Source organism: uncultured Lamprocystis sp. (assembly GCF_903933125.1).
GTDB lineage: Bacteria > Pseudomonadota > Gammaproteobacteria > Chromatiales > Chromatiaceae > Thiodictyon.
On sequence record NZ_CAIZIZ010000505.1, the window covers coordinates 1 to 13,014 of the forward strand.

The 13,014-nt window shown below is 61.5% G+C and carries 8 protein-coding genes; 6 read left to right on the forward strand and 2 right to left on the reverse strand.

Going from position 1 to position 13,014, the window contains the following annotated elements; all coding sequences use genetic code 11:
* Positions 1–161: 161 nt before the first annotated feature.
* Together QZY03_RS27635 and QZY03_RS27640 are read right to left on the reverse strand one after the other, a co-directional pair.
* Positions 162–644, reverse strand: coding sequence for a TerB family tellurite resistance protein (locus QZY03_RS27635; RefSeq protein ID WP_295586883.1), 483 nt, complete (start codon positions 642–644; stop codon positions 162–164).
* A 212-nt stretch (positions 645–856) separates the two neighbouring features.
* Positions 857–2,275 (reverse strand): dihydrolipoyl dehydrogenase, encoded by a 1,419-nt coding sequence (locus QZY03_RS27640; protein ID WP_295586885.1) that lies wholly within the window; start codon positions 2,273–2,275, stop codon positions 857–859.
* 491 nt (positions 2,276–2,766) lie between these two features.
* Here QZY03_RS27640 and QZY03_RS27645 point away from each other — a divergent pair, with 491 nt between their 5' ends.
* From QZY03_RS27645 to QZY03_RS27670, 6 genes are read left to right on the forward strand one after another with little or no spacing between them, the layout of a single operon-like run.
* A complete protein-coding gene (locus tag QZY03_RS27645; protein WP_295586887.1) occupies positions 2,767–3,720 on the forward strand; it encodes a DUF4007 family protein in 954 nt (317 codons plus the stop codon).
* A complete protein-coding gene (locus QZY03_RS27650; protein ID WP_295586889.1) occupies positions 3,717–7,121 on the forward strand; it encodes a hypothetical protein in 3,405 nt (1,134 codons plus the stop codon). Before QZY03_RS27645 ends, QZY03_RS27650 begins: the two co-directional genes overlap by 4 nt.
* Before the next feature lie 16 nt (positions 7,122–7,137).
* A complete protein-coding gene (locus tag QZY03_RS27655; RefSeq protein ID WP_295586890.1) occupies positions 7,138–7,905 on the forward strand; it encodes a phosphoadenosine phosphosulfate reductase family protein in 768 nt (255 codons plus the stop codon).
* Positions 7,906–7,964: 59 nt separating this feature from the next.
* On the forward strand, positions 7,965–8,822 hold the full coding sequence (locus tag QZY03_RS27660; RefSeq protein WP_295586892.1) for a DUF4007 family protein: 858 nt from the start codon (positions 7,965–7,967) through the stop codon (positions 8,820–8,822).
* Positions 8,823–8,833: 11 nt separating this feature from the next.
* Entirely contained in the window at positions 8,834–9,319 is a 486-nt protein-coding gene (locus QZY03_RS27665; protein ID WP_295586894.1) for a hypothetical protein, read from the forward strand.
* Positions 9,316–13,011: a hypothetical protein gene (locus QZY03_RS27670; protein WP_295586896.1), complete on the forward strand. Its 3,696-nt coding sequence runs from the start codon at positions 9,316–9,318 to the stop codon at positions 13,009–13,011. Before QZY03_RS27665 ends, QZY03_RS27670 begins: the two co-directional genes overlap by 4 nt.
* Positions 13,012–13,014 lie beyond the last annotated feature (3 nt).

A 13,014-nucleotide genomic window follows, 5' to 3' on the forward strand; every position in this document is an offset into this window, starting at 1 on the left:
ATTGCAGATAGGGCTCGAACATATCCACATGAACGTAGAGCCCCTCCTCGACATAACCGTCGCCGAACAATTCACTCGCCGGGAAACGCAGGTTGTAGCCCGTAGGTTGGGGTGAGGAACGAACCCCAACATCCCGGCCGCCGATTGTTGGGGTTCGTTCCTCACCCCAACCTACCGGGCTGCACCGCCCCGGCGGTCGCGCCCATGACCCGATGCTTCGCGGCGATGAAGGTCTGGTGCGGCACATGGAGCAGGTTCGCCACCTTACGCACCAGATACTCCTCATGTTTGCACAGCACCTGATCGGCATAGGCGACCTGCCACAGCAGTTCGACCAGGGCGGCCCGCTGCCGCGGGTCGAATTGGGTGTTGATGAGCGAGGTGAACTGGTGGTCGTCGGTCGCCTGCTGTCGCTCCTCCTGGGCGCAGGCGATCAATTCATCCGCCTGTTCGGGCGACAGGCCGAAGCGTTCCCGCACCGCGGCGACGATGGCCGCCTGTTCCACCGCCGTCATGGCGTCATCCATGTGCGCCATCTCCAGCAGCAGGGCGGCGGCGGCACACCGGGCGGCCGCGGCCGGGTCCTGGTCGGTTGGGGCGGCGCCCAGATGCGTGTCGAAGAAGCGTCGAATGCGGTTCAGCATATTTGGTGCACCTGAAAACAGCGGTCAGTCAAGGTCGATGCGTTGGAGGCCGTTGACGGTTGTGCAGTCCGGCTTTGGTCATAAACCCGGCCGCCGCGCGATCGGCACGGTCGTTGGTCCGCACAGCGGTCCCTACAGGTCACGGGGTTACCGTAGGGTCCGCTGTGCGGACCGTCTGCGGCCGGCCGGAACGATGATCGGGGCCGGATGGCTCAGTCCGACAAAGGCGCCAGTTCAGTCAGCCCGCCGCTGTTCTTGGTATTGACCTTGGCATAAAGGTCATACAGCGCGGATTGCAGGGCTTCCTCAATGACCGGGTGATAGAAGGGCATCCGCAGCAGGTCGCCGACGGTCAGGCTCTGTTCGATACACCAGCACAGCAGGTGCGCCAGATGCTCGCCCTTGGGGCCGATCATTTCGCCGCCGAGCAGGCGTCCGCTGGCCTGGTCGGCATAGACGCGCAGCAGGCCCCGGTTCTTGCCCATGATGAGTGCCCGGCCGACCGGGGCGAATTTGACTTGACCGACCGCCGTGGTCGCCGGATCGCGTTGTTCCCAGCGCAGGCCGATGGCGCAGATGTTGGGGTCGCAGAAGTTGATGAAGAGCGGCGTCTTGCGGCGGAAGCGCGTCGGAGTTTGGTCGATGCGGGCGGCGTTGTAGCCGGCGATCTTGCCCTCGTCGCCGGCCTCGTGCAGCAGCGGGCGATCACCGGAGATGTCACCGGCGATGAAGATCGGCAGGTCGCCGACCTGCATGCTGTGGTGGTCGATGGGTGGGAGACCACGGGCGTCCAGGGGCAGTCCGAGCACCTCCAGGCCGAGCCCGTCCACGCGGGGGACGCGTCCGATACTGCACAAGACCTTGTCGACCAGGACACTGTGCGCGCCGGCCGTCACCCGCAGTTGTTCGCCTTCTGCTTCGATTCGCGCCGGCTCGCCCAGGCGGATCCTAAACTCCCGCCCCATCAGATCGATGGCGCACTGGTTGACCTCGGGGTCGGAAATCCCGGCGATGCTGGTGAGTTGGTCGAAGCCGGTGACCTGCACACCCAGTCGCGACAGGCTCTGGCCGAGTTCGAGGCCGATGGTCCCCAGGCCGATGACCGCCATGGCGGTCGGCAGGGCTTCGAGTTCGAAGACTTGATCGGTCGTGATCACCCGATCGCCGAATTCCCGCCAGGGTTCCGGCACCAGCGGCCGTGAGCCGGTGGCGATCACCACCGCGCGGGCACGGATGCGCTGGCCGGCCACCTCGATCAGCGTCGGTTCGAGCAGGCGGGCATAGCCCTGGATGAAGAGGTCCGCCGGCATGTCGTCGGTGCTGTTGCTCAACACCCGGTCGACGAAGGTGTCGCGCAAATCCTGAACGTGTTCGAGGGCTTGCGGAACATTTAAGGTCAGGTCTTCGTGCCCTGCGACGCCATACTGACCCAGGTGCATCCGTCGATGGTAATCCTCGGCGACCTGGATCATGGCCTTGGACGGCATGCAGCCGACCCGCGCGCAGGTGGTTCCGGGCTCACCGCCGTTGATCAGGACAAAGGACTTGTCGGCCCGGCGCGCCTGACCCATGGCGTTGAGGCCGGCGGTCCCCGAGCCGATAATCGCGACATCGACGTTGCGTTCTTCCACGAGAGTCTCCCAAGGATTGGTTGCGAGGCGATGTCGGCGCGCTGCCGACGCGGGTCTGCGGTCGTATCCCGAGGCGCGAATCATAACCCGAGCGCATGATGATCGGCGTCCGCTGGGCCACGCGTTTTCGCGGCGGGGGACAGTGCAGCAATTCCGTAATGCCGCGAGGCGTTCGATCACATCGGGCGAAATCCTGGGGCTCGGCGATCACGATCTCGGCGACGTGCGGTCTGAGTCTGGACGCAACGCAAAGGCATGGTGTCTCCTAACCGTGCTCTACCTCACGGTTCGTGACCCCGGCTACATGGTAAAAATGCTGACATGGGGGTTACCGGCGCAATCACCGGTCAATTCCACCGTCCTGGCCTACGCGCCCCGGTGTATTATCCCGATGCAAGCCCCAAACACATGCCCAGATCGCCATCACCGCGGATCAGCGGTGCCGCGGGCCGCAACGCCCGCCAGCGACCGCAAGGAGTGACGCCAAGCCCATGGTCTCCATCGCCCCCAACCATAAGTCGCTGGAGTACCGCTTCGACCAAGTGTCCTTCGGCCGCCATCAGACCTTCCATCTGCGCTACGCCTGGCTGACCAAGGGTTTCCAGGCGATGAGCGCCGACCCCCGCGCCTTCGACGGCGACGAGTCCACGGTGACCCTGGGCGTTGGCAAGAACATGGTGGTCGCCATCCACTACTGGCTCCAGGCGACTCGCATCGCCGAGCGCAGGCCCGCGGGGCTCTGCCCCACCGCTCTCGGTCAGGCGGTGTTCGCGGAGGACGGGCTCGACCCTTATCTGGAAGACGAGGCCACGATCTGGCTGATCCATTGGCTGCTTGCCACCAACGGCGCCCAGGCGACCGTCTGGCGCTGGTTCTTCAATCACTTTCACCAGGCCGAGTTTTCGCTGCCCGAGGCCGGCAACGCCCTGACCCGCTTCGTCCAGGAGCGGCTCGGTAACAAGGCGCCGCCCAAGACCATGGTCAATGACCTGCGCATCCTCCTGCGCATGTACGAGCCGTCCGCCGTCGGCCCCCGTGTCCCCCTGGAGGATGCGCTGGACTCGCCCCTCTCCGTACTCGGGTTGATGCGCGCGCTGCCTGAGTCCAATCGCCACCGCTCCGCCGCCGAGGAGCGGGATGGGCCACCCGACGGCATCTTCGGCTACGCGATCACGGATTTGTTCGACCAGATTGGCCTGCGCACCCTGCCGATCGGCGAATTGATGTACGGACGCCCCGGGTTCCCCGCGCTCGGCGCCGTCTTTCGCCTGACTGAAAATGCCCTCATCACCAAGCTGGAGCGGATCATCCGCTGCCTCCCCGGACGCTTTGCCCTGCGCGAACAGGCCGGGGTCCATCAACTCTACAGTCTGCGCGACGCCATCGATCCCATGGACTACCTCCGCTCCCACTACCGCAGGGGCCAGCCGGCCAACACCCGATGAGCCTGCAAGAGCGCATCAGCGTCAACGCCCACTACACCCGCTCCGCCAACCTGGAGCGTGACATCGACTCACTCGACGGTGTGGAGACCTACATTCCGACCGCCCGCAGCCTGGACACCCTGGGCCGCATCCTCAACGGCTTCGACGCTGCCGAAGCACCCCGCGCTTTCTCGCTCGTCGGACCCTACGGTGTCGGCAAGTCATCCTTCGCCGTCTTTCTCTCCCACCTACTGGGCGACGAGACCTATGACACCGGTGCGGCGGCCAGGCGTGTACTGACCCGGTTCGATCAAGGGTTGGCCGGGCGCTTCTCGACATTAGGCGCCGACTCCGCCGGCCACTGCTGCGTCTTGCTCACCGGAAGTCCGGAGCCCCTCTCCGAACGACTCGCCACCGCCCTATTCCACGGGGCCAACGAGTTCTGGCGCGATCGAGGCCGTCGCCCCGCCATTTTGGGTACCCTCGAAGCCTTGGCTCAGGGCGGACGCCTGCGCCCCAGCGACGTCAGGCCGGTGATCGGTCAATTGCAGGCCGCCATTGCCCAAGCGAAGGGTAACGGTCTGCTCCTGATCATCGACGAACTGGGCAAGTTCCTGGAGTACGAGGCCCGCCACGGCACCAACGACATTTTCCTCCTGCAGGCCCTGGCCGAGCACGCCGTCAGTCGTCAGGGGGTGCCGCTGAACCTCGTGGTCTTGCTCCACCAGTCCTTCGAACAATATGCACAGCGTCTCGGCGAGGCCCTGCGCAACGAATGGACCAAGGTTCAAGGGCGCTTCGAGAACATCGCCTTCCTGGACCCGGCTGACCAGACCCTGCGCATCGTTGCCGCCGCTTGTCGCCAACGACTCGACGCGGATGAACTCGCCCTGGTGCGGCGCAAGTCCGCGCAGGCCGCCGCCGCGCTCCAGGCGGAAGGTGCCCTGCCCGCGTCACTGGACCTCACCGCAGCGACGGACCTGCTCGCCTCCTGCTACCCGCTTCACCCGGTCGCCGCCCTGCTGCTCCCGCCGCTCTGCCAACGCGTCGCCCAGAACGAACGCACCCTGTTCAGCTATCTCGGCAGCCAGGAGCCCCACGGCTTCCGCGACAGTTTGACGCGCCTCGACCGAGTCGGCGACCGCATTGCGCCCGCGGAAATCTACGATTACTTCATCCTCAACCAGCCTGCCGCCTCGACCTCCCACCATACCCATCGCCGCTGGAACGAGGTGGTGACAGCGCTCGAACGTCTCGGCGACGCTCCGCCCGCGCAGATCGCCTTGCTCAAGGCCATCGGGCTGCTCAACATCATTGGCGCCCAAGGCAGCCTCAAGGCGTCCCCGTCGATCATCGCCCTGTGTGTCGGGGACGATGCCCAGCCCCTGATCGATGACCTGCTCGCCCGCTCGCTCATCCAATTCCGGCGTTTCAGCAATGAATACCGCGTCTGGGCCGGCAGCGATTTCGACCTCGAAGCTGAACTCGCCCGCGCTCGTGTCGAGTTCGGCGAAATCGACCTTGTGACCACCCTGGCAGAGCGTCCCCCGCCCCGCCCCCTGGTCGCCCGCCGCCACAGCATCGCCACTGGCACGCTACGCTGGTTTCAGCCCATTTACACGGATCTGGATCGTTGCCTTGACCTGGAGACCGACCCAACCGCTCCGCGCCTACTTCAAATCCTGGTGGATGAAGACGACGACCAAGCCGAACTCACCCAGACCCTCCGTGCCTTGCCCACGGGCGATCTTGCCGTTGTGTGCGCCAACGCCGGTTTACTCCGGGAGGCCCTCATCGAGGTCCTGGCCGGTGAAACCCTGCGTCGACAAGCCCAGGGACTCCAAGGCGACCCGGTTGCCGAGCGCGAGTTGCGCGAGCGGCAGGGCATGGCCGAGCGGCGACTGGAGCAGGAATTGTCCCAGGTTTTCGCGTGCCCAGGGGAGGCGCGTTGGTATTGCCAGGGCCGCGAGTTGCCGATCGGCGGTAAAGGCGACCTCCAACGGAGCCTCTCGGCACTCCTCGATGAGCGCTACCGCCATGCGCCTGTGCTGCGTAATGAGCTGATCAACCGCGATCAGCCCTCCAGCCAGGCCGTGGCCGGTCGCAATAAGCTACTCGCCGCCATGTTCGAACACGCGGCCGAGAGCGACTTGTGCATCGACAAGTTCCCGCCCGAGAAGGCCATGTACCGCGCCCTGCTGCATGCCCCTGGACTGCATCGGCAAGAAGATGGCGTGTGGGGCTTTCACCGCCCGCCGCAGCCCGATACGTATCGCTTCGGTCCGGTATTTTCCGGCATCGACGCGCAGTTGTTGGCCGACGAGGGCCGTCCGCTGGGTCTGACCCAACTCTTCGACGCGCTGAGCGCGCCGCCCTACGGCCTCAAGGCCGGCGTCCTGCCGATCCTGCTGATCGCTTACTACCTGGCCAATCAGCGCGAGATCGCCTTGTACGAAGACGACGTCTTCTGCCCCGCACCAGGCAACGAACATCTGGAACTCCTGGCGCGACGCCCCGAGCGTTTCGCCATCGAGCGCTTCCGCTTACAGGGCGGGCGTCTGGTGCTGTTTCGCAAATACCTGGAGACCATTGTCGGCCGGATTCCGGAACCGGCGACCCTGCTCGACATCATCCGGCCGCTCGCCAAGTTCATGCGCACCCTACCGCCCTATACCCAAAGGGCCGTACACCTGAGCGACACCGCCACGGCGATTCGCGACACCTTCCCACGCGCCCGCGGTCCGGCCGCCCTGCTCTTTGAGAACCTCCCGCGCGCCTGTGGCTTTGCCCCCATCGCCATCGCCGATCAGGACGAAGGCGGGATGGACGACTACCTGCGCACCCTGGTGGCGGGCCTGCGCGAGTTACGAGACGCCTATCCGGCAATGGTCGAGGAATTTGCGAAACAGCTTGCACGCGTCTTCGGCCTGGACGACGGCCTGCCGTTGAATGCCGTCCGTCAGGCATTGACCAGGCGCTTCGAAGGTTTGGAGCGCTATGCCAGTGAGGACCGTCAGGACTTGCGGACCTTCATTCGTCGCGTGAGCGCCGGTCACCACGAAGACCAGCCCTGGTTGGAATCCGTGATGACCCTGCTTGGCAAGACCCCGCCGGCGAAATGGTCCGACGCGCAACGTTTGCAGGCGTTCGAGTCCCTGAGCGATCTGACGGTACGCCTGCGCGATCTGGAGACCCTCGATCGCGCCGTAGCGGCCCGTCCAGCGCCAGACAACGAAGTTATCCTGCTGCGCAGCGTCTCCAGCAGCGCCGGTGAACAGCGCGGTAAGGTCGCCTATATCCGCCCCGAGCAACAGCCCCTGATCGACGCCCACGCTTTGCATCTCAGTCAGTTGCTTGCGAGGGTCGACAGCCGGGAGGTTCGACTCGCGATCCTTGCCCGATTGCTGCAAACCGAGGAATAACCAGAGCATTCATGCGATGAGCGAAAAACCCGTCAGGCACCTACTCGGACTTTCCGGCGGCAAAGACAGTGCCGCTCTTGCCATCTACATGCGCGACAAGATTCCCGATATGGAATATTTTTTCGCGGATACGGGCGCTGAGTTACCGGAAACCTTGGAGTTTATTGAGCGAATGGAGGATTATCTTGGAAAGAAAGTTGTTCGCATTAACGCGGGCCGTGATTTTAATTATTACTTGAAGCTGCACGACAACTTCTTGCCCTCTGTAGATCAGCGGTGGTGCACGATAAATCTGAAAATAAAGCCATTCGAGCGATTCGTCGGAAACGACGAAGCGATCAGCTACGTTGGAATTCGCGCGGACGAGCCAGGTAGAAAAGGATATATATCGCGGAAACCCAACATCACCGCACGCTTCCCTTTCCGGGAAGATGGATTGGAAAAAAAGGATATCCTGCGAATATTAGAAGACGCGGGAATAGGGCTACCGGATTACTACAAATGGAGAAGTAGGTCTGGCTGTTATTTTTGCTTTTTCCAGCAGAAACATGAGTGGTTGGGTCTCTATCGCGAGCATCCTGAGTTATTTGAGCTTGCCAAGACATACGAGAAGTACGATGAAGAGACCGGCGAGCGGTATACTTGGTCGCAGCGGGAGTCGCTGGACGAGTTAATTGCAAGAGCCAGCGAGATTTCAGAGCAGCCAGCAAAACAGGAGAAAAAAACATGGACCGATCTGGTGGCGGAAGATGAGGGTGACGGCTGCCCATATTGCTTCAAATAGACTGGATCATGTCCGAGGTATTGGTTTAGGAACGGTTAACCCTCTGGAGTTTGACGATTATGGCGCTGATCGACACTCAGACTTTCCCATTAACCAAGCAACGACTGATTACCGCCTTAGCCTTTATTCCGAACGAACCAGACGTCTTTAGCTCAAGCAACATGCGCAAGACAAGGGTGGCGTTCATATCAGGGAAGAATGTCTTGTCTTCGATCCGCGGATGGCTGCTCGCAGCAAGTGTTATCACTAATGACCGATCCCAGTATTATTTAACTGATTACGGAAAACGACTTTTCGCAAACGATTCAAGAATGGAGAAGGCTGCCTCCTGGTGGAGCTTCCATCTTAGCATTTGCTTCTCCGAGCGCTGTGAACCTTACAGAGCGCTTTTTTATGTCGTCGGGGAGAGTGGAGGCTATGTGATTCAGGACGATACCTTGATCTCAAAAATTGCCGCCATCCTTGATGACCATTCAGGGCTCGGCGCTGCAAACGCTTCCATAGAAACAAATCTGTCCGGTGTGCTCAAAATGTTTATGGGCGACAGCCCACTCTCTGACCTCGGGCTTTTCGATATACTCGAAGAGGACAACAAGCGGCGATTGCGATTAGCAGAACCTAGTGTACCCGATCAGGCAATTGTTCACGCGCTTGCCCTCGCTCGCCAAAAACATTTCCCAACGCGTGTGACTGTGCACTTCTCGGAGCTTATAGAGCTTGGCTTTCACCACTTTCTCTGCTTGCCTCTCAGCACCCTACGCAAGCGCCTCCGTGAGCTTTGCAAGTCATCGGTATGGCAGCAACATTTAGAGTTTCTCGAAGGGCAGGATCTGGACTCCATTCGTTTTGGGGATCGACTGAACGCTAACCAGACGCTGCTCAATCTGTTGCAAGAATCCGAAGACACTTGGATCTGATGGGGACAGACATGGACCGCAAGCAGCTCAATCTGGCGCTACAAGCCTTCTTCACCGCTTACCGCTCGGCGCGCTATCAGGGAATAGTCATCACCGTACCATCGGAGTCCCATCTGGCGTTGTTGTGCGGCCAGATCGAGGCCATCCTCTTGGAACACGACATTTGGCAACAACCCGGCATGGGGTGTGCCCCTAACATTCCGTGTGGGAGGCGCGATTTCATGGACGCCGTCTTCCTGCCGCGACCGCGGGGCTTGGTCATCGTCTCCCCGATGGAATGGATGATCGATTGGCCTGAACAGGATCAGGCCACCCTGTGGACCGGCATCGCGGACGCCTTCGGTCGACACGACATCCTGGGTTTGAGCGTTGCAACGCGCTCCGTGACCGCACAGTTGCGCGTGAGCCTTGCGGAACATGGCTTGCCCGGGGTTCCGGTCTCGGTATGGCTGTCGCGTCACCAACCGCTCGATCTCTTGGAAGGGGTACTGGCATGACCAGGCTATGTGATCTCGTGACGATTGACGGGACGCGCCGCAGCGCGGCCATACGACTGGACGACGGACTTTACGCGTGCGCCCCGGCATTGGTTGAGGCATTTACTCCCACCCGGTCATCGGTTGCAATCCTGACTCACTTGCAGAAGGCCGTCCTGCAAAACGCCCCCCAACAAAGCCGCGCCATGATCTGGCACGGGGTCTATGGCTCCGGCAAGAGCCACTTAGGCGTGTTGGTGGGTGAGTTGCTGCGTCATGGTATCGGCACCAGCGCCATGCAGGGATTTTTGGATCGCCTCAATAATCAGGGAGAGTCCCGACTGTGCGACGCGCTGAAGACCACCTTCCATGCATCAGACGACCAGGATGCCCGGCCCTATCTCGTGGTGCCACTTTATGGATCTCCTGCACCAACGTTGCAGAACGCCCTGCTTGAGGGGCTGTATCGCGCACTACGTGATACGGACGGGCTCGATCCACAGACGATCATTCCGAAGACCGAATTCGCGGCGGCACTGGACCGACTTTCCGTCATCCTCGAGCACGAGCCGGACTATCGTTCCAAGCCATTATCACATTGGCAGATTCACAGTGCGGCGTTCAACCTGGAGGAATTGAAGACACAGCTTGATGGATTTGTCCCTGAAGCGCTGGAAGCCTTCAAGGACTGGCACCCCAAGGTCTCGGCGGGGCATCGATTCGATCCGCAGGCATTGGGCGGCATGGGTGTGGCTGATGCCTTCCGCGAGGCCGGCGCGGCACTGGCCCAGAACCATGGGTACAACGGCATCGCAATCATTTGGGACGAGTTCGGTTACGCCCTGGAAAATTTGCTCAATCAGCATCAGCGCAATCCAGTTGCGGAAATTTTTGGCCTTCAGAATTTTGTCGAAACCGCCTGCGCCCCATCCAGGGGTCACACCTTGTTTATGGCTCTGACACACAGATCCTTACGCGAGTATGGCACCATCACTCAGGCCAGCGACGATGTGAAGAATCGTCTGGAGACGATCGAGGGCCGCTTTGGCGGGTTCCCTGTCGCACTCAAGAGTTCAGAGACCGAAGGCTATCATCTGCTTAGTGCCATGGTCGCACCGACCGAAGCGGGCGCAGTTCTGTTGGGGCAGGCGCGGCCCCGTGCCGAATGCCTTGCCCAAGTGTGCGCGAAGATGCCTTTATTTACGAGTCTGGCCGCCGAGCTTCAGGATATCGTGACGGGCTGCTATCCATTGCATCCCGTGACCGCCGCCGGCCTATTCGCCATCGCAGCCCATGGTGTCTATGCCCAAGCGAACCGTACGGTCTTCACCTTCTTCCAAAACCTGGAAGCGATTACTGCCGGCGCTTGTTTAGAGCGCGCCGCGACGGCGGATGCGCTGTATGGGGCAGAGTTGATTCGCTTGCCGGAACTACTCATGGTTTATCGTAAGGAGGTCTTTGAAGAATATCCGGGTCTCGCGGATGCGTATAAACACGCGGCCGCCACTGTTGTACAGGGGTTTCCTGAGCCGCGACGTCCCAAGTACGATATTCTGGGCGTGCTGTTGCTTGCACGCGTGCTCGGCGAGCAGTTCCAGCCAACGGACAGCTTTCTCGCTGCCGCGCTGTACGACGCCGAGACAGCACCTTTGGCGCTCATGCAGGATCTGGAGGCCCTGCACCGGGCGGGCTTGATTTGGCCACGGGAGACGGACATCCGGGTTTGGGAGTTGGAGTCGGAAAGCGGTACTCAGATCGAGCCGCTGATTGCGGAAGGGCTGGCGCAACTGCAGTCACGCACTATCACCGGCTATTTCCAATACCACCCCGACCTTTTGCAAGATCTGTTACCACAGTGCAGGACTCATGATCTCGATCCCTCTCCAGCCGGGATCGTACGATCATTCGAGGTCCGCCTGCTCCCGGACGACCTGACGGATAGGGTGGCGCCCACGCCTAAAGATGAACGTATTTCGGCGTTGATCCTGTTATTGATGCTGACAGACGAGCGGCAGGCCGACCAGGCCATCGCTCACTGCGATGCGATGCAAGCGCCGCGTACCATGACCTACGTCTGGATCCCCCGCCGTGGTCTGCGGGATTTGATCGAGCCGCTGCGCCGCTACATTGTCATCGCGGGGCTGTTGAAGCAGCAGGCGGCGGGGGAAGGACTGTCGCGTCGGCTACGAAATGAATGGGACAAGATCCGTAGGCTCCTGCGCACTGTGATCAATGAACGGCTCGGGCGGGTCGCGTTGGAGCGCGGCGATGTGACCATCAAGCGCCTTGGCGACTCGGATGAGCAGGTCAGCGTGACCAGCTGGCACGCATTCACCGATTATCTGGAAGTTCGGGTGCAGGCTTTGTATCCCAAGGAGATTATGGTGCGGACGATGAACGTCAATCGTCTGTACAGCCCGGATGAGCGCAAGATCACGCGGATCGAGAATTTGCTGCGCAACATTCTTCACTTCGATGACCTTCCACCGGATTTACGCAATGACCTCTTCGGCGAAGGCGTCGGCAGTGAGGCCGCTGCGTTGATCGACGGCACATTGGGGGTCTACAGCAACGGACTCCTGATCGAGCGCGGCGATGGCTGGGGTCTGAAAGCACCGGATGAGGCCGTAGGCCCAGTGGGTGAGCTGTTGCGTCTGATCCGCGATACGGTGCTAGACAAGCGGCGCAAGTCTTGTGAGATCGCCGACTTACGGGCGACGCTGATCGCGCCGCCCTTCGGCCTGCCTGTCATGGTGATGCCGGTATTCACCGCGGTCGCCATCCGCAAAGACGCGGGGCGCTTGAAGTGGGTCAACCGGACGGGAGCCTTCGAGTCCTTACTCTGGGACGCCTTCAGCGCCGGCACGGCGATGAAGTTGCGCTTTGATACGTTCACACCGAAGCAGCGCGAAGTCTTGGATGCCTTGAGCGACCTACTACGATTGCCGTTATCGGCCGCGCGCGATCCGGACGAGAAGGGGCACGGTGCGGTCTCCGGCCTGCGCTCTTATTACGCCGATCTGCCCGAGGCGGTCAAAGGGTCTGCGAAGCTATCCGGCGCTGCACGCGATCTCTTTCAGGTTCTCAGGAAGCCTGGACTGGACGCCCAGGATGTGGCTAACGCGCTGGTCGACTTAAGCAAAGGCGCGGTGGATGGGGAGCAGATTCGCGCGAAACTGCGCGAGCTGTTCGATGCCATCGCGTCCATCACGGACGAGCGTGCGGCGGCGGTGCATCAGGTCATCACAACCGCGCTGAGCGAACAGGACAAAAAACAACGCATCATCGGATCACTCCGGAAACAGGAACGACACAAGTTGATCGAAGCGCTGGAGCGCGTCGAATCGGGCGCAGCGGAAGCCTTGTCCGCGGTAGCCCAGAGCATGATCGGCAAGGCGTTGGATCAATGCAGCGACATTGAAGTTGGAAGCCTGAAAAGCGACCTGCAACGGCTGCTTGAAGAGGCGGCAACGCCTGAGCCCGTGCGTCTACCTGATCTGCCTGTGCCCGACCGCGTAGCGACGCCAAAGGCCACCATCTACTCACCACCGGTGATCCCCGGCCCGAGCACCGAAGAGGAGTTCAGGCAAGAGCTGGCCGCACTGATCGACCGTTACCTGGTCGCACTGGATGCCAAGAAGCTGGCCGCGCTCCTTACCGGGCAGATGGAAACGCTTGGCAGCCCCGCTGCTGCTGCCAGCCACAGGAGCTAGGCG

What these genes read in the sequence shown, in the direction of transcription:
- QZY03_RS27635 (WP_295586883.1), bottom strand. Translation starts at nt 644, where the DNA reads ATGCTGAACCGCATTCGACGCTTCTTCGACACGCATCTGGGCGCCGCC.
- QZY03_RS27670 (WP_295586896.1), top strand. Translation starts at nt 9,316, where the DNA reads ATGACCAGGCTATGTGATCTCGTGACGATTGACGGGACGCGCCGCAGC.
- QZY03_RS27645 (WP_295586887.1), top strand. Translation starts at nt 2,767, where the DNA reads ATGGTCTCCATCGCCCCCAACCATAAGTCGCTGGAGTACCGCTTCGAC.
- QZY03_RS27660 (WP_295586892.1), top strand. Translation starts at nt 7,965, where the DNA reads ATGGCGCTGATCGACACTCAGACTTTCCCATTAACCAAGCAACGACTG.
- QZY03_RS27665 (WP_295586894.1), top strand. Translation starts at nt 8,834, where the DNA reads ATGGACCGCAAGCAGCTCAATCTGGCGCTACAAGCCTTCTTCACCGCT.
- QZY03_RS27655 (WP_295586890.1), top strand. Translation starts at nt 7,138, where the DNA reads ATGAGCGAAAAACCCGTCAGGCACCTACTCGGACTTTCCGGCGGCAAA.
- QZY03_RS27650 (WP_295586889.1), top strand. Translation starts at nt 3,717, where the DNA reads ATGAGCCTGCAAGAGCGCATCAGCGTCAACGCCCACTACACCCGCTCC.